The organism is Mesorhizobium sp. M0761, from assembly GCF_040320205.1.
Taxonomy (GTDB): domain Bacteria; phylum Pseudomonadota; class Alphaproteobacteria; order Rhizobiales; family Rhizobiaceae; genus Mesorhizobium.
This window is the reverse complement of record NZ_JAMYPF010000012.1, coordinates 78,989-99,327: the sequence shown is the minus strand read 5'-3', so window position 1 is coordinate 99,327 and position 20,339 is coordinate 78,989. Positions and strand designations below refer to the sequence as shown.

Annotated in this window: 24 protein-coding genes; 13 read left to right on the top strand and 11 right to left on the bottom strand. The window is 63.3% G+C overall.

Features of this window, described 5'->3' with window-relative positions; translation table 11 throughout:
- Nucleotides 1–54 precede the first annotated feature (54 nt).
- A complete protein-coding gene (locus tag NKI32_RS20140) occupies nt 55–327 on the top strand; it encodes a hypothetical protein (protein ID WP_353003301.1) in 273 nt (90 codons plus the stop codon).
- Between the two features lie 209 nt (nt 328–536).
- Here NKI32_RS20140 and NKI32_RS20135 read toward each other — a convergent pair whose 3' ends face one another.
- The gene (locus NKI32_RS20135) at nt 537–1,478 is read right to left on the bottom strand and encodes a nucleoside hydrolase (protein ID WP_023698210.1); all 942 of its coding nucleotides are present in this window, start codon (nt 1,476–1,478) and stop codon (nt 537–539) included.
- 144 nt (nt 1,479–1,622) lie between these two features.
- On the opposite strand from NKI32_RS20135, the gene NKI32_RS20130 reads away from it, so the two are divergent.
- Both NKI32_RS20130 and NKI32_RS20125 read left to right on the top strand, forming a co-directional pair.
- Nucleotides 1,623–2,048 carry an Hsp20 family protein gene (locus NKI32_RS20130; RefSeq protein WP_023669741.1) on the top strand — a complete coding sequence of 142 codons (426 nt, stop codon included), beginning with the start codon at nt 1,623–1,625 and terminating at the stop codon, nt 2,046–2,048.
- A 64-nt stretch (nt 2,049–2,112) separates the two neighbouring features.
- Complete coding sequence (locus NKI32_RS20125; protein ID WP_023686566.1) at nt 2,113–2,370, top strand: BQ00720 family protein; 258 nt, start codon at nt 2,113–2,115, stop codon at nt 2,368–2,370.
- Nucleotides 2,371–2,441: 71 nt separating this feature from the next.
- Here NKI32_RS20125 and ptsN read toward each other — a convergent pair whose 3' ends face one another.
- The 6 genes from ptsN to lptC form a co-directional block, all read right to left on the bottom strand.
- Complete coding sequence (ptsN, locus tag NKI32_RS20120; protein ID WP_023669743.1) at nt 2,442–2,906, bottom strand: PTS IIA-like nitrogen regulatory protein PtsN; 465 nt, start codon at nt 2,904–2,906, stop codon at nt 2,442–2,444.
- A gap of 108 nt (nt 2,907–3,014) precedes the next feature.
- Nucleotides 3,015–3,599, bottom strand: coding sequence for a ribosome hibernation-promoting factor, HPF/YfiA family (hpf, locus tag NKI32_RS20115; RefSeq protein ID WP_023751408.1), 585 nt, complete (start codon nt 3,597–3,599; stop codon nt 3,015–3,017).
- Nucleotides 3,600–3,996: 397 nt separating this feature from the next.
- Nucleotides 3,997–5,523 carry an RNA polymerase factor sigma-54 gene (gene rpoN / locus NKI32_RS20110; RefSeq protein WP_023683070.1) on the bottom strand — a complete coding sequence of 509 codons (1,527 nt, stop codon included), beginning with the start codon at nt 5,521–5,523 and terminating at the stop codon, nt 3,997–3,999.
- 214 nt (nt 5,524–5,737) lie between these two features.
- On the bottom strand, nt 5,738–6,556 hold the full coding sequence (gene lptB, locus NKI32_RS20105) for an LPS export ABC transporter ATP-binding protein (RefSeq protein WP_023669746.1): 819 nt from the start codon (nt 6,554–6,556) through the stop codon (nt 5,738–5,740).
- The gene (locus NKI32_RS20100; RefSeq protein ID WP_023683069.1) at nt 6,553–7,137 is read right to left on the bottom strand and encodes an LptA/OstA family protein; all 585 of its coding nucleotides are present in this window, start codon (nt 7,135–7,137) and stop codon (nt 6,553–6,555) included. Before NKI32_RS20100 ends, lptB begins: the two co-directional genes overlap by 4 nt.
- Nucleotides 7,124–7,837 carry an LPS export ABC transporter periplasmic protein LptC gene (gene lptC, locus NKI32_RS20095; protein WP_023669748.1) on the bottom strand — a complete coding sequence of 238 codons (714 nt, stop codon included), beginning with the start codon at nt 7,835–7,837 and terminating at the stop codon, nt 7,124–7,126. Before lptC ends, NKI32_RS20100 begins: the two co-directional genes overlap by 14 nt.
- Before the next feature lie 295 nt (nt 7,838–8,132).
- Between lptC and sppA the strand changes: the two genes are divergently transcribed.
- From sppA to lhpI, 4 genes are all read left to right on the top strand, one after another.
- Nucleotides 8,133–9,089 (top strand): signal peptide peptidase SppA, encoded by a 957-nt coding sequence (gene sppA / locus NKI32_RS20090; protein ID WP_023820573.1) that lies wholly within the window; start codon nt 8,133–8,135, stop codon nt 9,087–9,089.
- Nucleotides 9,090–9,169: 80 nt separating this feature from the next.
- Complete coding sequence (locus tag NKI32_RS20085; protein WP_006200394.1) at nt 9,170–9,454, top strand: integration host factor subunit beta; 285 nt, start codon at nt 9,170–9,172, stop codon at nt 9,452–9,454.
- A gap of 52 nt (nt 9,455–9,506) precedes the next feature.
- Nucleotides 9,507–9,851, top strand: a complete 345-nt coding sequence (locus NKI32_RS20080) for a lipopolysaccharide assembly protein LapA domain-containing protein (RefSeq protein WP_023698203.1) — start codon at nt 9,507–9,509, stop codon at nt 9,849–9,851.
- 31 nt (nt 9,852–9,882) lie between these two features.
- Entirely contained in the window at nt 9,883–10,848 is a 966-nt protein-coding gene (gene lhpI, locus NKI32_RS20075; RefSeq protein WP_023751410.1) for a bifunctional Delta(1)-pyrroline-2-carboxylate/Delta(1)-piperideine-2-carboxylate reductase, read from the top strand.
- Here the strand turns inward: lhpI and NKI32_RS20070 are convergent.
- From NKI32_RS20070 to NKI32_RS20055, 4 genes are all read right to left on the bottom strand, one after another.
- Nucleotides 10,838–11,260 carry a VOC family protein gene (locus NKI32_RS20070; RefSeq protein WP_023714120.1) on the bottom strand — a complete coding sequence of 141 codons (423 nt, stop codon included), beginning with the start codon at nt 11,258–11,260 and terminating at the stop codon, nt 10,838–10,840. The two genes, lhpI and NKI32_RS20070, sit on opposite strands and share 11 nt — an antisense overlap.
- Nucleotides 11,261–11,379: 119 nt before the next feature.
- A complete protein-coding gene (locus NKI32_RS20065; RefSeq protein ID WP_023714121.1) occupies nt 11,380–11,811 on the bottom strand; it encodes an EVE domain-containing protein in 432 nt (143 codons plus the stop codon).
- The gene (locus tag NKI32_RS20060; RefSeq protein ID WP_023740837.1) at nt 11,808–12,218 is read right to left on the bottom strand and encodes a VOC family protein; all 411 of its coding nucleotides are present in this window, start codon (nt 12,216–12,218) and stop codon (nt 11,808–11,810) included. The genes NKI32_RS20065 and NKI32_RS20060 overlap by 4 nt, the downstream gene beginning before the upstream one ends.
- A gap of 91 nt (nt 12,219–12,309) precedes the next feature.
- Nucleotides 12,310–13,008: a helix-turn-helix transcriptional regulator gene (locus tag NKI32_RS20055; RefSeq protein WP_023700107.1), complete on the bottom strand. Its 699-nt coding sequence runs from the start codon at nt 13,006–13,008 to the stop codon at nt 12,310–12,312.
- A 127-nt stretch (nt 13,009–13,135) separates the two neighbouring features.
- Between NKI32_RS20055 and NKI32_RS20050 the strand changes: the two genes are divergently transcribed.
- The 6 genes from NKI32_RS20050 (at nt 13,136) to olsB (ending at nt 20,272) form a co-directional block, all read left to right on the top strand.
- Entirely contained in the window at nt 13,136–14,218 is a 1,083-nt protein-coding gene (locus NKI32_RS20050) for an RsmD family RNA methyltransferase (protein ID WP_353003298.1), read from the top strand.
- 34 nt (nt 14,219–14,252) lie between these two features.
- Nucleotides 14,253–15,110: a TrmH family RNA methyltransferase gene (locus tag NKI32_RS20045; RefSeq protein WP_023683061.1), complete on the top strand. Its 858-nt coding sequence runs from the start codon at nt 14,253–14,255 to the stop codon at nt 15,108–15,110.
- Complete coding sequence (lspA, locus tag NKI32_RS20040) at nt 15,107–15,595, top strand: signal peptidase II (RefSeq protein ID WP_023686576.1); 489 nt, start codon at nt 15,107–15,109, stop codon at nt 15,593–15,595. Before NKI32_RS20045 ends, lspA begins: the two co-directional genes overlap by 4 nt.
- Nucleotides 15,596–15,700: 105 nt before the next feature.
- Nucleotides 15,701–16,690 (top strand): acrylyl-CoA reductase (NADPH), encoded by a 990-nt coding sequence (gene acuI / locus NKI32_RS20035; protein WP_353003296.1) that lies wholly within the window; start codon nt 15,701–15,703, stop codon nt 16,688–16,690.
- Nucleotides 16,691–16,831: 141 nt separating this feature from the next.
- Complete coding sequence (locus NKI32_RS20030) at nt 16,832–19,120, top strand: response regulator (RefSeq protein ID WP_353003294.1); 2,289 nt, start codon at nt 16,832–16,834, stop codon at nt 19,118–19,120.
- Nucleotides 19,121–19,396: 276 nt separating this feature from the next.
- Entirely contained in the window at nt 19,397–20,272 is an 876-nt protein-coding gene (gene olsB, locus NKI32_RS20025) for a l-ornithine N(alpha)-acyltransferase (protein WP_023683057.1), read from the top strand.
- Nucleotides 20,273–20,339: the final 67 nt, after the last annotated feature.

The window sequence follows — 20,339 nt, the reverse complement described above, 5'->3', positions numbered from 1 at the left end:
GGATTCACGTCGATGTCATGGACTTACGCTGGCATAAAAAGGGACGCGCCCGGCGTGGTTCTGGTCGTCGTCCTGTTTGCGGTGATGGTTCCTTCGGCTCTCTACAAATGGACGAATGATGCGAGCCCCATCCGGTCGGTCGAGCCAATCGACGCAACGGTCAAAAGTACCCATTCGGACAACGGCCGCACGCTTTATCTGGTTGCACTCGAAACCGGTTCGTCCATTCTTGTCGAAGACGACCTCCCGCATCTGATCGGCGCGCCGGCAAGATTGGAGCGCGTCACGCGCGAGAATGGAATGGTCTTCTATCGATTTGCAAAGTGAACGGCGGCGGCGCCTTCCTTCTCCCCTGTGGGAGAAGGTGGATCGGCGCGATAGCGCCGAGACGGATGAGGGGTGTTCCAGCGGAGTGAGACGTGGGCGTTCCCTGGAACACCCCACATCCGTCGCCTTCGGCGACACCGCCCGGGGGCGAGCCACTTGTCTCGCCCCGTCCCTTCGGAACCCACAATGGGGAGAAAGGAAAGACAGAGCTAAAGCCGAGCCAACCGCTCCACCAGCAGCGCGAAAAAGGCGTCATGGTCGATGTCGCGCATCACCATGGCGTTCTTCGGCCGCTTGGTCACGCCCCACCAGTCGATCACGGTCATGCCCATGGTGAGTTCGGAGGTGGTTTCGACGGTGACGTTGCAGTTGCGGCCCTTGAACAGCTCCGGCTTCAACAGATAGGCGATGACGCAGGGGTCGTGCAGCGGGCCGCCATCGGTGCCGTATTTCTCCTCGTCGAAGCGCTCGAAGAACTCCAGCATCTCGGCCGTCGCGGTGCCGACCCTGGTGCCGAGCTGGCGGATGGCCTGCGTGCGCTTGGCCGTGGTCAGCGCCTTGTGGGTGACGTCGAGCGGCATCATGACGATCGGAATGCCGGATTTGAACACCAGGTCGGCGGCTTGCGGATCGACATAGATGTTGAATTCTGCGGTCGGCGTGACATTGCCGCCTTCGAAGAAACCGCCGCCCATCAGTACGATTTCCTTGATGCGCGGCGCGATCTTCGGCTCACGGATCAGCGCCAGCGCGACATTGGTGAGCGGGCCGAGCGCGCACAGGGTGATCGTACCGGCCTCTTCCTTCATCAGGGTCTCGACGATGAAGTCGACCGCATACTGGCCCTGCAGCTTCATCTTCGGATCTGGCAGTTGCGGGCCGTTGAGGCCGGTCTTGCCATGCACTTCCTCGGCGGTGACCAGTTCGCGCGCCAACGGGCGGATGGCGCCTGCATAGACCTTGATATCGGGCCGTCCCGCCAGTTCGCAGATTTTCCTGGCGTTCTTTTCGGTCAATTTCAGCGGCACGTTGCCGGCAACAGCAGAGATGCCGACGATCTCCAGCTCGGCGCTGCCGAGCGCCAGCAATATGGCGACGGCATCGTCCTGGCCGGGATCCGTGTCGATGATGATCTTGCGGGTCTGGGGCATTTCATTTCCTTATGCGGGGGAGTCTTTTTGGCGGGGGTGTTCAGCGGCTTGAACTTGGCCGCGGCGCGGACCATATCAAGACCATCGGGAAAAATGCCATCCGGGTTTTTCCAGTTTATGTCGCTCCAAAGAGGACAGTGTAACATGAGCCGAATGACGCCCTTCTCCAGCCCGCTTCTCCTTGGTTTCGATGCCATGGAAAAGACCCTGGAACGACTGGCGAAATCCGGTGACAGCTATCCTCCCTACAACATCGAGCGCCTCAGCGGTGCCGACGGCAAGGCCGAAAGGCTGCGCATTACGCTGGCTGTCGCGGGTTTCGCCGAAAGCGATCTCGATGTCACCACGGAGGAAAACCAGCTGGTCGTGCGCGGCCGTCAAACCGACGACACCGAGCGCGAATTCCTCCACCGCGGCATCGCCGCGCGCCAGTTCCAGCGCTGTTTCGTGCTGGCCGACGGCATGCGGGTGATCGCAGCGGAACTGAAGAACGGCCTTTTGTCGATCGATCTCGATCGGCCGGATACCGAACGGCTGGTACGGAAAATAAATATATCGGTGAAAGACTGATCTTTACCGATGGCTCTCATGCGGGATGGCCTTGAGCGGCGTCCTCGCGCCAAGGAGGCTTGAAATGACCAGAACTGACGAAACCATCATCATGACCAGCGGCGAATTCGCCCATCTCGGCGAAGGCTCGGTCGCTTATCTGCGCAAGGTCTCGAGCGACGAATTGCTCGGCCGCTTCCCCAATCTGGGCGAAATCGCGCCCGGCATGGTGCTGTGGGCGCTGTTTGCCGCCAACGGCCAGCCGATCCTGCTTTCGGATGCGAAAGACAGGGCTTTGGCCGGCGCCATGGAAAACGACCTGACCACTGTCGCCATTCACTAAGGCGACTGCTGACGGTTGAAATGGAGAGGGCCGCCTTCGGCGGCCCCTGGAAGACTTAAATCCGAAGAACTTCAGGCGGCGTGCGACGCCTGCGTGTCCGAAAGCAGCGCGTGGATGGCGACCGCGTCGCGCGTGCCTCTGATCTTGGCCACCGTGTCGGCGTCGCGCAAAACCCTGGCGATGCGCGACAGTGCCTTGAGGTGATCGGCGCCGGCGCCTTCCGGGGCCAGCAGCAAAAACACCAGATCGACCGGCTGGTCATCCAGCGCCTCGAAATCGACCGGCGTCTCCAGCCGGGCAAAGACGCCGGCGATGCGCTTCACCCCGGCGAGCTTGCCGTGCGGAATGGCGATGCCGTTGCCGACGCCGGTGGAGCCCAGCCGTTCGCGCTGCAGGATGGTGTCGAACACTTCGCGCTCCGGAATGCCGGAAATCGCCGCCGCTCTCTCGGACAGCAACTGCAGAAGCTGCTTTTTGGAGTTCGCCTTCAACGCCGGCAAGATCGCCGGAACGTTGAGAAGATCGCTCAGATCCATATTTGAAATCCCTTATTCGCCTGCCGTCGCCAGTCCTCGCCCCTCGCGCGGCTGGCTATTATCTCCGCGAGACCATTGTCGTCACCTGTGCGACCATTGTCGTTGTCGTCACGCCTGTGCGACTTTGGTCGTCGACGGGTCGATCCAGCCGATATTTCCGTCGGGCCGCCGATAGACGATGTTGAGGTGGTCGTTTCCGGCGTTGCGGAAGACGAAAACCGGGCTGTCCTTGGTGTCGAGTTCGATAACCGCCGACGCCACCGACATGGTCTGCAGCGTCATGGTTGATTCGGCGACGATGGCCGGGGCGTAGTCCTCCGGAATGTCCTCATCGTCATCGGTCAGCGGCGCCATCACCGTATAGGCGATGTCGGTGATTTCGCCATTTCCATTGCCTGAATTGTGCGATTTCAGACGGCGTTTGTAGCGCCGCAGCCTGGTTTCGAGGCGGTCCGCGGCCGCCTCGAAGGCAAGTGTCGGATCCTGGGAATCGCCGGTTGCCTGCAGCGAAGCGCCGGAATCCAGCCTGATCATGCAATCGGCCGAGTAACGCGACCCCGATTTGATGACCGTGACGTGCCCTGAAAAACCGCGATCGAAATATTTTCCAATCGCCTCGCCGACACGATCGGTAATGCGCGTACGCAACGCATCGCCGATATCCATGTGTTTACCCGATATGCGCAATTTCATCTGAAAACTGACCTTCCTTGCTCAGGCTTCAAACTGGCCAGAGTTTATACTCGTGATCCGTGCGCACAAGCTTTGCGGCGTCAACTCGCGCCGATTTTAGATCCGAACTTTCCGGTTGATCACAATCCGCCTTCTTGGCCGTCCCGTGGCCTTCATCGTGACGGACCATCCGCATGCGGGCCGCGAGCCCGTCTCATGCGGGCGGGCTTCTAGACACTTCATTGCAGCTTGTCAATTAATGCATGTCGCCCAGAAGTGCGCTGCGGTTCTGGGACAACGACATGCATCAAAACAAAGACTTAAAGCGCGTCGTATGAATCCGTTTCAGCGCGATGCGCTTTAAGCTCGGAAAGTTGTGGAATCCAGCCATAGCAAAAGCCTTGCCGGGCAAGCAGACCTAGCGCCCCGCGCTCGCCAGAGCGCGCTTTTCACGCCGCCGCTGCACCGACGAGGGAATATTCATACCCTCCCGGTACTTGGCCACCGTGCGCCGGGCAATATCGACGCCGCTTTCCTTCAACATATCGACGATTGCGTCATCGGACAGCACATCGGCGGGCTTTTCCTCGTCGATCAGCTGCTTGATGCGGTCGCGCACCGCTTCCGAGGAATGCGCATCACCGCCGCCCGACGCCGCGATCGAAGCCGTGAAGAAATAACGCAGCTCGAACACGCCACGCGGCGTCAGCATGTATTTGTTGGCCGTCACCCGGCTGACGGTCGATTCATGCATGCCGATGGCATCGGCCACCGTGCGCAGGTTGAGCGGCCTGAGCTGACGCACGCCATGGACGAGAAAAGCGTCCTGCTGGCGCACGATTTCCGACGCCACTTTCAGGATCGTCTTTGCCCGCTGGTCGAGACTGCGCGTCAGCCAGTTGGCATTCTGCAGGCATTCGGCCAGGAAATCCTTCTCCGCCTGATTCTTCGCATGCGGCGAGACCTGGGCGAAATAGATGTGATCGACAAGCACGCGCGGCAGCGTCTCGGCATTGAGCTCGACCGTCCAGCTGCCGTCATTGGCGGCGCGGACTTCGACATCGGCGACGATGGCGTCGCTGGCGCCGCCCGAAAACGCCATGCCCGGGCGCGGGTCGAGCGCGCGGATTTCGGCCAGCATGTCGAGGAGATCCTCCTCGTCGACCCCGCAAAGCCGCTTCAGCGTCTGGAAATCGCGCCGCGCCAGGAGTTCTAGGTTGCCGATCAGCGTCTTCATCGCCGGATCGAGACGATCGCGCATGGCAAGCTGCAGCGACAGGCATTCGGCAAGGTCGCGCGCAAACAGGCCGACCGGCTCGAATGTGTGGCAGGCTGCCAGCACATTGGCCACCATCGCCTGATCGGCGCCGAGCCGTTTGGCGATCTCGGCGGGATCGGCGCGCAGATAGCCGGCCTCGTCCAGGCCGTCGGCCAGTTCGGCTGCGATCAGCCTTGCGGCCGGATCGGCAAAGGCAAGCGCGATCTGCTCGCCAACATGCTGGCGCAGCGTGATCGCTGCGGCGGCCATGTCGCCGACGTCGAAGCCTTCGGAAGAACCGGACGAACTATTGCCGGTGGCCGACTTCCACTGCGCCGTCAGGTCCGGGCCGAGCCGCTCGCTGGTGCCGGGATCGTCGGGGAACAGATTTTCCAGCGAGCTGTCGAGCTTGTCGGAGATCGCTTCGGCGCTCCACGCCGTCTCGTTTTCGAACCAGTCGCCATCGGCGGCAGGCTCAGGAGCGGCATCGCCCTTCTGCACCTGGTCGCTTGCGGCGTCATCCTGGGGCTCGGCGCGCTCCAGCAGCGGATTGCGCTCGATCTCGTCGTCGATGAAGTGGTCGAGCTCGACATGGGTGAGCTGCAACAGCCTGATCGACTGCATCAGCTGCGGCGTCATCACCAGCGACTGGGATTGTCGTAGCTGTAGTTTCGCCGCCAACGCCATGGTTCGGTTTCAAACGCCCTTCTGCACCCGGAAGCCTACACATCAGAAGCTGCCGGAAAATGAATATTTCCGACCTTCCATAGAAACTGGCCCGGCTTTTGCTTGTCAAGGCGAACGATGGCAAAAGGCCCCTACCGAAGCATTATCTCACGCAAAATCGGAGAAAAAAGCCCGGCGGGGCGGCAAAAATCACGTCAGGAAACAAATTTCACGCTCAGAGCGTGAAACCTTCGCCGAGGTAGAGCCGGCGCACATCGGGGTTCGCCACCACCTCGTCGGCACGGCCATGAGTCAGCACCTGGCCGGCATGGATGATGTAGGCGCGGTCGATGAGGCCGAGCGTTTCGCGCACATTGTGGTCGGTAATCAGCACGCCGATGCCGCGCGCCGTTAGATGACGAACCAGCTGCTGGATGTCGGCGACGGCAATCGGGTCGATGCCGGCGAACGGCTCGTCGAGCAGCATGTAGGCCGGGCGCGTCGCCAAAGCTCGGGCGATCTCAAGACGCCGCCGCTCGCCACCCGACAGCGACATGGACGGCGACTTCCGCAGATGGCTGATGTGAAATTCCTCGAGCAGTTCGTCGAGATTGCGCTCGCGCACCTTGCGGTCCTTCTCAACCACTTCGAGCACGGCGCGGATGTTCTGCTCGACATTCAGGCCGCGGAAGATCGAGGCTTCCTGCGGCAAATAGCCGATGCCGAGGCGGGCGCGGCGGTACATCGGCATCGAGGTGACGTCGAAACCGTCGATCTCGATCGTGCCCTCATCGACCGGCACCAAGCCGGTGACCATGTAGAAACAGGTGGTCTTGCCGGCGCCGTTCGGCCCGAGCAGCCCGACAGCCTCGCCGGCGCGCACGCCGATGGTGACACCGCTGACCACCTTGCGGCCCTTGTAGCTCTTGGTCAGACCCTTGGCGATCAGGGTGCCCTTGAACTTCGAGGAATCAACGGTGACTGTGGCCGGTGCTGCAAGTTTACTGGCCGCCCGTCCCGGAAGGCGAGTCAGCAGCGAAGACACGCCAGTCATTCGGGCTTCGGGGCCTCGGATTTCGGTGGCGGCGTCATCGACATGATGACGCGCCCGCCGCAGCCATCGACCTGAGCAAGGCCGCTTTTCATCTGCACGGTGAGCTTGCAGCCCTTGAGGACGTTGGGTCCTTGGGACAAGACGACCTCCTTGCCCGACAGAACTAGCACCTGCGTCTTCATGTCGAACGTGGCGTTGTCGCCGGTGGCGATCTGGTCATTCGACTTGATGTAGACTTTGTTCTTGACCACCAGATGGTCGATATTGGCCGAACCGGTCATCGCCGAAGCGCCGGCGGCAGCACCTTTGGCGGCGTTGGGGTCCTTGACGTAGTAGACCTCCATGCTGCCGGCCTTGAGCAGCGTTGGCCCTTGCGTGACGGTGACGTTGCCGCTGAACAGCGCCATGCTGTCGGCCTGGCGGACCTCAAGTTTGTCGCTCTCGATCTGGATCGGCTGGTCGCCCGACAGTTTGAGCCCGGACTGGCTGCTGGCGCTGGACTGAGCCCAGGACGGCGCCATACCCAGCAACAGCAAGGCCGAAGCTGCGGCGACAAGCCGTGCCGAATTACTGGGACGCATTCGTTTCTCCGCTCTTTGCCTCTGCCGCCTTCATAGTGGCCGGATCGATGTGAACGCTTACCTTGTTCTCGAAAACGATGACCTTGCCATTGTCTTCGACCGACATTGAACCTGCGGTGATCCGCGAGCCGTTACGGCTGACATCGACCGCATCACCTGTCTTCATAGAGCCTTTGCCCATATCGAGGAAGACCGATTTGAAGATGGCAGCGACGCCGTCGGTGGTGGTGACGGTAACGTCGCTGGTCATGTCCATCGTGTTGGCGTTTCTGTTGTAGATCCCGCGCTTGGCGTCGACGGTCGCCACATTGTCGGCCGTCAGCGGCAATTTGGCATGGATGCCTTCGAGTTCGATGATGTCCTGCTTGCCGACATCCTGGATGGCGCGCAAGGCCGTCAGCGAATAGGGCAGCTTGTCCTTGGTGAAGCCGTTGAGCTTCGGATTGGCCATCACCAGCTTGCCATCCGCGAAAGCGGTGCCGTCTGCCTGTATCGAAATGTTGATCGGCGCCGCCAGATAGGAATAGACCGGAAACGCAACCGCGATCCCGGCGGCAAGCACCGGCACGGCAAACTTAAGCACGCGCACGCGGCGCGAGTGGCGCTGGGCGCGGTCGAAGGCGTCGCCGCGCGTGCCCGCTGGCGCCGTGGGCGCCAAGGCCGCATCGGCATTGGTCGGTTCGTTCGATCGCGCAAGCATGACTGACTTCTAATAAACCCTTGTCCGCCAAAACACCTGCTATAGGTGGGTTGCCGGCCCCCGCAAGCAAGCACAAGCGGAGGAAAACCGCAAAAATGTGACGGCCGCTGTTTTACAGACGGAACTCAGGCGACACAATTTCGTCACTTCATAGCAGAAACGAACGCGCCGCGTCATTTTTTCCTGAAATGCCTCCGTCGTGAAGGTCGCTTCGTCGCAGGCCCTTGAGGAAGAGGTAGCCGGGCGCGGACGCTTGCTTTAAAAGCATCGCTTCCCACCGACTGTGAGGCAGACCATGGCACTGAGAGCCGACGACCTGATCGACCGCCGCCGCTTGCGGCGCAAGCTGACCTTCTGGCGCGGCGCCGCCATTGCCGTCGTGGCCCTTGGGGTGATTGCGCTTGCAAGCTGGTTCTATGGCGGCGACCTCGGCGGTTCTTCCGTCGACCACATCGCCAAGGTCAGGATCGAAGGCACAATCACCGAAGACGAGGAACTGATCAAGCGGCTGGAAACCATCCGCACGTCCTCGCAGGTCAAGGGCGTCATCCTGGCGATCGATTCGCCCGGCGGCACCACGGTCGGCGGCGAATCGATCTACGAGGAGGTGCGCAAGCTTGCCGCCGACAAGCCGGTGGTGGCCGAGGTCGGCACGCTGGCCGCATCGGCCGGCTACATGATCGCCAGTGCCAGCGACCATATCGTTGCCCGCAAGACGTCGATCGTCGGCTCGATCGGTGTGCTCATCCAGTATCCCGATGTCAGCGGTCTGATGGACAAGGTCGGCATCAAGCTCGAGGAAGTGAAATCCTCGCCGCTGAAGGCATCGCCCTCGCCCTTCAAGCCGACCAATGAAGACGAGCGAGCCATGGTCCGCAAGCTCATCCTCGACAGCTATGACTGGTTCGTCGGCATCGTCGCCGAGCGCCGCAAAATGACCCGCGATCAGGCACTGGCCCTTGCCGACGGCTCGATCTTCACCGGCCGCCAGGGCCTTGCCAACGGTCTGATCGACGCTGTCGGCGGCGAGAGCGTGGCGATCGACTGGCTGGCGACCAAGGGTGTCGACGCCAAGCTCAAGGTGGTGGAATGGAAGGACACCGAGCGGCGTGGCGGCTTCCTGTTCTCGAAAGCAATAGCGCGCAGCGTCGGCAGCGCGCTCGGCCTGTCGGAGGCCGGCAGCGACGTGCTTCACGAAATTGGCGCGGATCGCTTGTTTCTTGACGGTCTCGTTTCCGTCTGGCACCCTTGATCTGCCGGTTGGGGCGAGTAAAAAAGCAAATAAAATCATCCTGATAATTTGACCGCAGCGCTTTCACGGGGACCTTTCTGATGATCAAATCCGAGCTTGTGCAGATCATTGCCACGCGCAACCCGCATCTTTTCCTGCGCGACGTCGAAAACATCGTGGGAGCGATCTTCGACGAGATCACCGATGCCCTGGCGGAAGGCAATCGGGTCGAGTTGCGTGGCTTCGGCGCTTTTTCGGTGAAGAATCGCCCTGCCCGCACCGGCCGCAACCCGCGCACCGGCGAATCCGTCGAGGTCGAGGAGAAGTGGGTGCCGTTCTTCAAGACCGGAAAGGAATTGCGTGAAAGGCTGAATGGCGGCAAGTAGGCGCGGACCACGCGCCGACCTTATCAAGGCCTGCCTTCTCCAGGGAATCTCTATGTTGAACCGCTTCATACTTATCGTGGTCTTCGTGCCGCTCGCCGTCATCCTGATTGCGCTGGCCGTCGCCAACCGCGAGCTGGTCGCCTTCACGCTCGACCCGTTCAACCCCGGCAATCCGAAACTGACGCTGACCTTGCCGCTGTTCATCTTCCTGTTCGTGGCGCTCGCCATCGGCATGGTCGTCGGCAGCCTGGCGACCTGGGTCAAGCAGGGCCGCTACCGCAAGCTGGCGCGCCAGCGCGGGGTCGAGGCCGAGAATTTGCGCCAGGCGGTCAGCCGGGTACCCGCCGCACCGCAAGGCTCGGGCCAGGGTCCGGCGCTGCCGAAGCCAACGGCCTGAAGCCGAAGCTTTTGTCTTCGCGGAGTTTTGCATGCTGACCATTTCGGCCGACGCTGTCGACCAGGCGCTGACCTTTCCCGGGCTGGTCGAGACATTGCGCGCGGCCTTCCGCGAGGGTGCTGTGCAACCCGTCCGCCATCATCACGGAGTCGAACGGCCCGACGGTGCCACTTCCACGCTGCTGTTGATGCCGGCGTGGACCGACTTCCATGCGGCCGGCACGTCGGTCGGCGGTCATATCGGCGTCAAGATCGTCACCGTATCGCCCGACAACAACGCCATCGGCAAACCGGCGGTGATGGGGCTCTATCTCCTGCTCAACGGCGCCACCGGTGAGCCCGAAGCGCTGATCGACGGCCAACGGCTGACACAGTGGCGCACCGCTTGCGCCTCGGCGCTGGCCGTCTCCTATCTCGCCCGCGAGGACGCATCGCGGCTTCTGGTGGTCGGCGCCGGCGCGCTGTCGCCGTTCCTCGCCAAGGCGCACTCCGCGGTGCGGCCGATCAAGACCATCCGCATCTGGAACCGCACGCCCGCCAATGCCGAAAAGGTCGCGGCTGATTTGCGCGCGGACGGTTTCAACGCCGAGGCCGCAAGCGATCTCGACGCCGAACTCGCCGAGGCCGACATCGTCTCATCGGCGACGATCACGACGACGCCGCTGGTCAAGGGTGCGCTGCTCAAGCCGGGCGCGCATGTCGATCTGGTCGGCGGCTTCACGCCGACCATGCGCGAGAGCGACGACGACGCGATCGCGCGCGCCCGCGTCTATGTCGACACCCGCGCCGGCGCCACCAAGGAAGCCGGCGACATCGTCCAGCCGCTCGCCTCCGGCGTGCTGAAGCCGGAAGCCATCGTCGCCGATCTGCATGAGCTGGCGCGCGGGGAAAAACAGGGCCGGCAGAGCCCCACTGAGGTCACGCTGTTCAAGTCGGTCGGCGCCGCGCTTGAGGACCTTGCCGCCGGCATTGCCGTCTACAACGCGCTCAAGCAGTAGCGTCTGCGCCGGTTCTGCGATCGAACTTCCTGATCGCTTCCGCGCTGACCGGGGTGAAGAAGTTCACCAGATTGCCATCGGGATCGCGCAGCAGCAGCGACCGGTTACCCCATGGCATCGTCGTCGGCGTCTGTACGAAATCGCCGATAATTTTCGCCAGCCTGCTGTACTCAGCATCAACATCGGCGACGCGAAACTCGATGATCGCTGAGCGATTGGCGGCCGGCTGCGCCACATCAGTTCCGAACAGGGCCAGCGTGCGGGTGCTGCCGATCGCCAGTGTGCAGGACGGCGTTGCCAGTTCGGCGAAATCGTCTGTGAACCAGGTTGCGGTAAGCCCGGTGATCGTGTCGTAGAATGCCACCAAGGGCTTGATCTGATCGGTAATGATGCGGATCGAGACGAAGTCCATCTTATTCTCCTGGGGCAAGCGCGACGCTATCTGAAGACAATCGCTTGTCGCACAAGGCTGCTGACAACTTGGTGTCAGCAGCCTTGTCACGGTGCCTTGCCGATCAGCGGCTGGATGCTTCAGCCTGCCTTCATGGCAGCGCCCATCGCCTCGGCGATCAGCGCGAAATCATGCGCCGTAATTTCGAACAGGCCAAAGCGCAGTTGATAACCCCAGTTCGATTTGCCCGCGGTGAAGTCGAGCTGCTCGAGCAGCGGCTTGATCGGCGCCTCCTCGGCCTTGGCCCATTCGACATCCCTGCGGAACGGCGTGAAGCCACCGCCCATGTCGCCCTGGTAAGGCTCGCCTTCGCGCACGGTGCCGATTGCCGTGAAAGCCTGCAGGCCGTCCTTCTCGCGCAGAATTGTGGTCGGCGAGTAGTAGATGATGCCGTCGCCGGGCTTGATGCGGCGCAAAGGTGCCGCCTTCCCGTGGTTGACCTGCATGAAGCCGGCCTCGCGGCCGCGCCGGACATGTTCGGCGGAAGCGACCGCGATCCAGTGGGCACTCATTTCTGTTCTCCATTGGCCTGTTCCCCATTGGCCTGTTCTCCGTCGTTCAGCCAGTAGACGCGCAGCCGGTGCTCGTCGGGATCGAGCGCAACGAAGGTGCGGCCGAAGTCCATGTCGGTCGGCGTCTGCAGAATGGTCAAGCCGCGTCCTGCCCAGTCCGTGTAAGCGGCGTCCACCGCATCAGGCCGGTCCAACGCGAAGACGAGCTCCGCACCGCCGCCCGCGGCTGCGGCCGCCGGCTCCACGGTGTGGCGCGACCACAGGCCGAGCTTGAAGCCATTGTCGAGCACGAACAGCACGAAGGTCGGCGACGTCTCCACCGGCTGGCGTCCCAGCAGCGCACCGTAGAAGGCGCCGCTCCGCTCCGGGCTGTCGACATAAAGGATGACGAAATTGGGGGTGTTCATGTCTGCTCTCCAGGGTTTCGATTGGAGGAGCATAGGTGACCCCACTGTCAGATTCTGGCAGCAGCGGCTTGCGAGGGCGTAGAAAGGAGCATTAAGCGCCGGGCTGGCGCTTCGGTGCGTCCAGCGTCGCGCGCCATTCCTTCAGCAGCGCCTGCCGACGACGTGGATAGCGGATATCCGTGGTGTTGAGCCCCGACATCCGGTCGGCGCGAAAATGTCTGAAATCCTGCCGCGTCTCGCACCAGGCCACCACCACCCGCACCTTGTCGAAAAAGCCGAGCGCGAATGGCCAGATCAAGCGCTCGGAGGCGGCGCCGCCGGCATCGCGGTAAAGAAAGCCGAGTTTTCTCTCGTTGCGGATCGCCTGGCGCACCAGGCCAAGGTCGATGCTTTCGACAGCATCGCCGTGCGGCCCGACCAAAAGCGCGGTCGCATCGAGGTCCTCGCGCAGATCATCCGGCAGCACAGCGGCGATCTTGGCCAGCGCGTCGGTGGCGGCGGCCGACAGCCGCTTGTCCGGTTGTCTGGCAACCCAACGCGATCCCAGAACGATGGCCTCGATCTCCTCGTCGGTGAACATCAGTGGCGGCAGCATGAAGCCGGGTTTCAGCACATAGCCCAGCCCAGCCTCGCCCTCGATCGGCGCGCCTTGCCCCTGCAGCGTGGCAATGTCGCGGTAGAGCGTTCGGATCGAAACGTCCATCTCGCCGGCAAGCGTGCGACCGCTCACCGGCCGGCGATGCCGGCGCAGGATCTGGATCAGGTCGAGCAGGCGTTCGGAACGGGACATGATTCGAGATTTGCCTGTTTCCTCAGCGAGGTCCACCACCTCAGACATTCGCACGCTGGACCATTTTGTTTGCGCAGCCGGTGACCCTATGCCAAAAGCGGCCTGCCGCCTCCGGAGACGCTCCTGCTTGAAGTCTTTTCGCGACAAACGCCGCGACAACCGTCCGCCCGCAAAAGGCAGGACCGAACATGCGCGGCCGCAGCCGGAGACCGTACCAATCCGACCCGAAGCCAGACAGCAACGCCACGAAACAAAACCGGACGACCGGTCTGATCCGAAGCCCGCCCCCCGTATCCTGGCGCGTCGCGAAGGCATCCTGCCCACTGAGCGCCTGCCGGTGATCCTCGAAGTGGCGCCCAATCAGGATTATGCACTGCTCGACAGCGGTGCCGGCGAGAAGCTCGAACAATACGGCCCCTACCGCATCGTGCGGCCCGAGGGACAGGCGATCTGGCAAAAGGCCTTGCCCGCCAGGGACTGGGACCGAGCCGACGCCATCTTCACCGGCGACACCGACGAGGAAGGCATCGGCCGCTGGCGGTTCCCGAAGGTACCGCTGGGCGAGACCTGGCCGATGAAGCATGACGGCATCGACTATCTCGGCCGCTTCACCTCGTTTCGCCATGTCGGCGTCTTCCCCGAGCAGGCTTCGCACTGGGACCATATGGCCAGCCTGATCGCGGCGGCCAACCGCCCGGTCAAGGTGCTGAACCTGTTCGGCTATACCGGGCTCGCGTCTCTCGTAGCCGCCCGCGCCGGTGCCGAGGTCACCCATGTCGATGCCTCCAAGAAGGCGGTCGGCTGGGCGCGCGAAAACCAGGAAATGGCCGGTCTCGGCAGCAAGCCGATCCGCTGGATCGTCGACGATGCTGTGAAATTCGCCGAGCGCGAAGAGCGCCGCGGCAGCCGCTACGACATCATCCTGTACGACCCGCCCGCCTATGGCCGCGGCCCCAAGGGCGAGGTCTGGCAGTTGTTCGAGGACCTGCCCGGCCTGACCGATCTTTGCCGCGCGATCCTGACGCCGAAACCGCTCACCGTGGTGCTGACCGCCTATTCCATCCGCGCCTCCTTCTTCGCCATCCATGCCTTGATGCGCGACACCTTTGCCGGCATGGGCGGCACCGTTGAATCAGGCGAACTGATCATCCGCGAGCAATCCGCCGGCCGGGCGCTGTCGACATCGCTGTTTTCGCGCTGGGTGGCCTGAATGCCCGGGAGACCTGAATGCCCGGGAGTCCCGAATGAATGAGCGGCACGCAGGTGCGCCCGGGCAGGTCAAGGAAGTCACCAGCCTTGCCAATCCGCTGATCAAGGACATCAAGGCGCTCGCCCAGAAGAAATTCCGCGACCAGCAGAACGCCTTCATGGCCGAAGGGCTGAAGCTGGTCATCGACGCCCTCGACCTCGGCTGGTCGATCAGGACGCTGGTTTTCGCCAAGGCCGGACGCGGCAATGCGGCGGTCGAAAAGGTGGCGGCGCGCACGGTTGCCGCCGGCGGCACCGTGCTCGAAGTGTCCGAAAAAGTGCTGGTCGCCATCACCCGCCGTGACAATCCGCAAATGGTGGTCGGCGTCTTCCGGCAAAAACTGCTGCCGCTAAGAGACATCCGCGCTCACGACGGCGACGTCTGGGTGGCGCTCGACCGGGTGCGCGATCCCGGCAATCTCGGCACCGTCATCCGCACCGTCGATGCCGTCGGCGCCAAGGGCGTCATCCTGGTCGGCGAGACTACCGATCCTTTTTCTGTCGAGACCGTGCGCGCCACCATGGGCTCGATCTTCGCCGTGCCGGTGACCAAGGCGACGCCGGAAGCATTTCTGGCTTGGCGAAACAGCTTCTCGGGCCTGGTGGTCGGCACCCATCTGAAGGGTGCGGTCGACTACCGCTCGGTCGATTTCTCCCGAGGACCGGTGCTCTTGATGATGGGCAATGAGCAGCAGGGCCTGCCCGACAATCTGGCGGAAAGCTGCGACCGGCTGCTGCGGATTCCGCAGGCCGGCCGCGCCGATTCACTCAATTTGGCGGTCGCCACCGGAATCATGCTGTTCGAGATCCGGCGCGGCGCGCTGAAACTTGCCCCCGAGGACGCCACATCGTGAAATCATGGTCTCCCTATGCGCTGCTGGTGGTGGTGGCAATCGCGCTCGACCAGTGGATAAAGCATCTGATCGAGACCGGCCTCGCCTTTCAGGAAAAGCTCGACCTGATGCCGTTCCTGGCGCTGTTTCGCACCTACAATACCGGTATTGCCTTTTCGATGTTCTCGTCTTTCGGCGACACCGGCCTGGTCGTCATCGCGGTCGTCGTCGTCGCCTTCGTGCTTTATCTGGCAACGCGTACGCCATCCGGCCATGTGCTGGCCCGCATCGGCTTTGCCCTGATCATCGGCGGCGCGATCGGCAATCTGATCGACCGCGCCGTCTACGGCCACGTCATCGACTATATATTGTTCCACACGCCGGTATGGTCCTTCGCCGTCTTCAACCTCGCCGATGCCTTCATTTCGGCCGGCGCGGCGCTGGTCGTCTTCGACGAGTTCATCGGCTGGCGGCGCGAGGCCAAGCCGCAAGGCCCAGAAGCCTGACGGCCCGACTCTTTTGACCAATTGACCTCGCCGGACGGTCGCCGCACAGTTCGGCCAGAGCCAGCCAATGCCGACCGCCAGCCTTTGCGAAGCCGAGGAGAAGAGATGCCTGAAACCTTCAAAGCCATCCTCGTTTCGCGCGACGCCGAAAAGAAACAGTCGGTGGAGGTCGTCGATTTCGGCGAAGCCGATCTGATGGAAGGCGACGTCACCGTCGCGGTCGAGGCGACGACGGTCAACTACAAGGACGGGCTGGCCATCACTGGGAAAGCGCCAGTGATCCGCCGCTGGCCGCTGGTGCCGGGCATCGATTTCGCCGGAACCGTCCTCTCCTCATCGCATGCCGACTGGCGCAAGGGCGACAAGGTCATCCTCAATGGCTGGGGCGTCGGCGAGACGCATTTCGGCGCCTATGCCGGGCGCGCCCGCGTCAACGGAGACTGGCTGGTGCCGTTGCCCGACGGCATAAGCGCCCACGATGCGATGGCGGTCGGCACCGCCGGCTATACGGCCATGCTCAGCGTCATGGCACTGGAGCGGCACGGCATCCTGCCGGATCGCGGCCCGGTGGTGGTGACGGGTGCGGCCGGCGGCGTTGGGTCGGTCGCGGTCTCGATCCTGTCCAGCCTTGGCTATCACGTCATCGCCTCGACCGGCCGCAACGCCGAAAGCTCCTATCTGATCGACCTCGGTGCCGCCGAAGTGATTTCGCGCGAGGAACTCTCCCAGCCGGCCAAGCCGCTGGCCAAGGAGCGCTGGGCCGGCGGCATCGATGCCGTCGGCAGCCACACGCTGGCCAATGTGCTGTCGATGACCGCCTATGGCGGCGCGGTCGCCGCCTGCGGCCTGGCCGGTGGCATGGATCTGCCGTCGAGCGTCGCCCCGTTCATCCTGCGCGGCGTCTCGCTGCTCGGCATCGATTCGGTGATGGCGCCAAAGGCTGTGCGGCTGGAAGCCTGGCGCCGCATCGGCAGCGATCTTGATCTCAAGAAGCTCGCCGGCCTGTCGACGACCATCGGCTTCGACGGCATCATCACCGCCGCCCACGACATCGTCGACGGCAAGATCAGGGGCCGCGTGGTTGTCGATATGTGAGGCTCCCGAAGCATGACCCCGAAGGGATCAGGTTTTCGGAAAAGATCATGCGATGCGGAAAACCGCCAAAAATGCATGACCGCTAAAATTCGAACGATCCGCCGCGCTTTTCCATAATCTCTATCTGGCAAGGATTTCCGCATGATCGCGGAGTCCGCCAGGAAAGAGAAGAGCCGTGCCGAAAGCGTCGACGGGCCGAGTCCGGCGACGGTGAAGCGGCAGCGTGTTGCGCCCCCGCCTCTGGCGCCGGATTTGCCGCGCCCCACGTCCGAGGGCCTGCCGTTCCTGACGGTGGTCGCCAGTGTCGTGCTGGCGGGCCTCTCCCACCTCACCGGTGCGCCGATCTTCATCACCCTGGGCCTGCTGGCGACAGGCCTTGCCGGCGTCGCCATGCACCTGCGCAGCCGGCGCACCGTCCGCCGCGCGGCGGCCTTGCTCGACGAAACCGCGGCCCGTAGCCGCGCCGAAATCGAGACGCTGGCCGACCGTATGTGGGAGATGCAGGAGAGCGAGGAGCGTTTTCGCGGGCTGATCGATGCGCTCGGCGATCTCGTCGTCCACCGCGACCGCGATGGCCACATCGTCTACGCCAACAAGGTTTTCGCCAGCCTCGTCGGAACCGACCAACGCGACCTTGCCGGCAGGACCCTCGCCGAACACGGCATTGATGTCGGCATCGTCCCCGACGCCGCCTTTTCCGATCATGAATGCCTGAGTTCCACCGACGTCTCCATACGCACCCCGAACGGTCCGCGCTGGTTCTCATGGATCGAACTGTCGGTACGCGACAAGGATAGCGGCGCCGTCTCGCACCGGGCGATTGCCCGCGACATCACCGCGCGCAAACGCGCCGAATCCTCGCTGATCACCGCGCGCGAGCGCGCCGAATATGCCAGCCAGGCCAAGTCGCGCTTCCTCGCCACCGTCAGCCATGAGATCCGCACGCCGATGAACGGCATCATGGGCATGGCCAAGCTTCTGGCTGACACCAATCTGTCGCCCGAGCAGCGCACCTATGTCGGCGCTGTCTCGACCTCGGCCAGCGCCCTTTTGGCGCTCATCGAGGATTTGCTCGACTATTCCAAGATAGAGGCCGGCCGTTTCGACCCGGAGCCGCAGCCGACATCGCTGCGCGAAATCGCCGACAACATCGTCGAACTGATGGCAGCGAAAGCCTTCGCCAAGAACATCGGCCTCGGCTGTCATGTCGAGCCCGACGTGCCGCAGATGATCATGGCCGATCCCGGCAGGGTCAGGCAGGTGCTGCTCAACCTGATCGGCAATGCGATCAAGTTCACCGACACCGGCGGCGTGCTGGTCTCGATTGCGCGCGCCCGCACCGATACCAGCGACCGCATCTGCTTCACCGTTACCGACACCGGCCCCGGCCTGCACGAAGACGACATGGAGCGCATCTTCGAGGAATTCGAACAGTCCGACGGCACCTCGACCCGCACCCATGGCGGCGCCGGCCTCGGTCTGGCCATATCAAGGCGCCTGGTCGCCGCCATGGGCGGTGCCATTTCGGTGTCGAGCCGGCTTGGCGAGGGATCGGAATTCGTCTTCGAGATCCCGGCCGCAGGAGCAACCGAAGCACCGCAGAACCGGCAGAACATCCTGGCCGGCCGGCGCGCCGTGATCGTGTCGAAGAACGCCGTCGAGGCCGACGCCATCGCCCGCACCATCCGCGCCCATGGCGGCGCCGTCGACGTCGCCGCAACCGCTTCCCAGGCGACGCCCTTCGCCGAACATTGCGATGTGCTGTTGATCGACGCGGCCCTGGAGGACGGCGACGGCAGACTGCTCAAGCGCCTGCGCCAGAGTGGCTTTGCCGATTGCGAGGCGATCACGCTGATCGCGCCGACCGACCGCGGCATGCTTGGCGAATTCCGCACCAACGGCTACGCCACCTTCCTGGCGAGGCCGGTGCGCGGCGAAACCCTGCTGCGCATGCTGCTGACCAGTCATGCCTCTGCCTTGCCGCCGCCCAAGCCGGAAAAGACCGGCGCGTCCTCGCTTCGTGCCCATGGCGGGCGCCAGCAAGGTTTGTCGGTGCTGATCGCCGAAGACAACGACATCAACGCCATGCTTGCCCGCGCCACGCTTTTGAAGGCGGGACATCGCGTGAAAGTGGTCGGCAATGGCAAGGCCGCGGTCGAGGCGGTGACCGAAGCCGGGCTGAAAAATCGCTTCGATGTGGTGCTGATGGATTTGCACATGCCGGTCATGGACGGGCTGGACGCGATCGCCGCCATCCGCCGCCACGAGGAGGAAATGGCTGTGCCGCCGGTTCCGATCATGGTGCTTTCGGCCGACAGCCAGGAAAAGACCCGCCACACCGTGCTCGCCCATGGCGCCAGCGGCTTTGTCACCAAGCCGCTCGATCCCGACGCGCTGGTCCATGCCGTCGAGGGCCAGGTGGCCGCCTGAATTCATGTCGCTCGAAAATGGCCCCGGTTTTGAGAAGACGACATGCACAAAACAAAGACTTGAAGCGCGTCGCGTGAATCGTCCCAGCGCGACGCGCTTCAAGGTGACGCTGGCGCAATCCTCGCGTCACGTAGGTAGCCGAATGAGGGTTTTCGCCAGCCGACGAAGTATTGCCCGTCGCGCCGTATCACGGTACTGTCACAATCCTGTTGCACCTACACCGTATCCCCGTGCCAAGAGGGATGGCTCGAAGGAGAATCACTCGTGCATACAGTTATGCCGGAATGTGACACTCGGCCCAGCGCAGGCGGCGCTTTGCTCGCCGCGCGGAACGCCGATGCCGTCGCAACAGGCGCACCGCTGGGCCGTATCGGCAATCTCGAAGTGCGGCTTGCCCGCAATGAGGCCGAGATCGCCGCCGCGCAGGAAGTGCGCTACCGGGTGTTTTATGACGAGCTTGGCGCCAGGAAGGACCTGTTCCAGGCGCAGGACCGGCGCGACGCCGACCGCTTCGACCCGCTGTGCGACCATCTCCTGGTGCTTGACACCTCGATCTCCGGCCCCGAGCATCGCCGCATCGTCGGCACTTACCGCCTGCTGCGGCAAGAGATTGCGGCGACCGCCGGCGGCTTCTATTCCGAAGGCGAGTTCGAACTGACCAAGCTGATCGCCCGCCATCCCGGCCAGCGCTTCCTTGAGCTCGGCCGCTCCTGCGTGCTGCCGGAATACCGCTCGAAGCGCACCATCGAGGCGCTGTGGCAAGGCATCTGGGCCTACATCAACCACTATGAGATCGGCGTGATGACCGGTTGTGCCTCGTTCCCTGGCACGGTGCCGGCTGCGCATGCCGAGGCGCTCACCTACCTTGCCCATCACTGCCGGACCAACTCCGCCTGGGATGTGCGGGCGGTCTCCGGCCGCTATTGCTCGATGGATCTGATGCCGATCGAGGCGGTCAACGCCAAGGCGGCGATCGCGGCCATGCCGCCGCTGGTCAAGGGCTATCTGCGCGTCGGCGCCCGCATCGGCGACGGCTGCGTCATCGACCGTGAGTTCTCCACCGTCGATGTGTTCGTGGTGATGCCGGTCAAGGAAATCGGCGCCCGCTACGTCAACTATTATGGCGGGGAAGCGCAGCGCTTTGCGGCGTGAGGCAGTAGGCAGTAGGCAGTAGGCAGTAGTGAAGGCTGCCGCGAATTGCTGACTACCGACTATTCCC

Excerpts from the sequence above, each read along its gene's own strand:
- NKI32_RS20135 (WP_023698210.1), bottom strand. The coding sequence starts at position 1,478 with ATGCCCCAGACCCGCAAGATCATCATCGACACGGATCCCGGCCAGGAC.
- NKI32_RS20130 (WP_023669741.1), top strand. The coding sequence starts at position 1,623 with ATGAGCCGAATGACGCCCTTCTCCAGCCCGCTTCTCCTTGGTTTCGAT.
- NKI32_RS20125 (WP_023686566.1), top strand. The coding sequence starts at position 2,113 with ATGACCAGAACTGACGAAACCATCATCATGACCAGCGGCGAATTCGCC.
- ptsN (WP_023669743.1), bottom strand. The coding sequence starts at position 2,906 with ATGGATCTGAGCGATCTTCTCAACGTTCCGGCGATCTTGCCGGCGTTG.
- hpf (WP_023751408.1), bottom strand. The coding sequence starts at position 3,599 with ATGAAATTGCGCATATCGGGTAAACACATGGATATCGGCGATGCGTTG.
- rpoN (WP_023683070.1), bottom strand. The coding sequence starts at position 5,523 with ATGGCGTTGGCGGCGAAACTACAGCTACGACAATCCCAGTCGCTGGTG.
- lptB (WP_023669746.1), bottom strand. The coding sequence starts at position 6,556 with ATGACTGGCGTGTCTTCGCTGCTGACTCGCCTTCCGGGACGGGCGGCC.
- NKI32_RS20100 (WP_023683069.1), bottom strand. The coding sequence starts at position 7,137 with ATGCGTCCCAGTAATTCGGCACGGCTTGTCGCCGCAGCTTCGGCCTTG.
- lptC (WP_023669748.1), bottom strand. The coding sequence starts at position 7,837 with ATGCTTGCGCGATCGAACGAACCGACCAATGCCGATGCGGCCTTGGCG.
- sppA (WP_023820573.1), top strand. The coding sequence starts at position 8,133 with ATGGCACTGAGAGCCGACGACCTGATCGACCGCCGCCGCTTGCGGCGC.
- NKI32_RS20085 (WP_006200394.1), top strand. The coding sequence starts at position 9,170 with ATGATCAAATCCGAGCTTGTGCAGATCATTGCCACGCGCAACCCGCAT.
- NKI32_RS20080 (WP_023698203.1), top strand. The coding sequence starts at position 9,507 with ATGTTGAACCGCTTCATACTTATCGTGGTCTTCGTGCCGCTCGCCGTC.
- lhpI (WP_023751410.1), top strand. The coding sequence starts at position 9,883 with ATGCTGACCATTTCGGCCGACGCTGTCGACCAGGCGCTGACCTTTCCC.
- NKI32_RS20070 (WP_023714120.1), bottom strand. The coding sequence starts at position 11,260 with ATGGACTTCGTCTCGATCCGCATCATTACCGATCAGATCAAGCCCTTG.
- NKI32_RS20065 (WP_023714121.1), bottom strand. The coding sequence starts at position 11,811 with ATGAGTGCCCACTGGATCGCGGTCGCTTCCGCCGAACATGTCCGGCGC.
- NKI32_RS20060 (WP_023740837.1), bottom strand. The coding sequence starts at position 12,218 with ATGAACACCCCCAATTTCGTCATCCTTTATGTCGACAGCCCGGAGCGG.
- NKI32_RS20055 (WP_023700107.1), bottom strand. The coding sequence starts at position 13,008 with ATGTCCCGTTCCGAACGCCTGCTCGACCTGATCCAGATCCTGCGCCGG.
- NKI32_RS20045 (WP_023683061.1), top strand. The coding sequence starts at position 14,253 with ATGAATGAGCGGCACGCAGGTGCGCCCGGGCAGGTCAAGGAAGTCACC.
- acuI (WP_353003296.1), top strand. The coding sequence starts at position 15,701 with ATGCCTGAAACCTTCAAAGCCATCCTCGTTTCGCGCGACGCCGAAAAG.
- NKI32_RS20030 (WP_353003294.1), top strand. The coding sequence starts at position 16,832 with ATGATCGCGGAGTCCGCCAGGAAAGAGAAGAGCCGTGCCGAAAGCGTC.
- olsB (WP_023683057.1), top strand. The coding sequence starts at position 19,397 with ATGCCGGAATGTGACACTCGGCCCAGCGCAGGCGGCGCTTTGCTCGCC.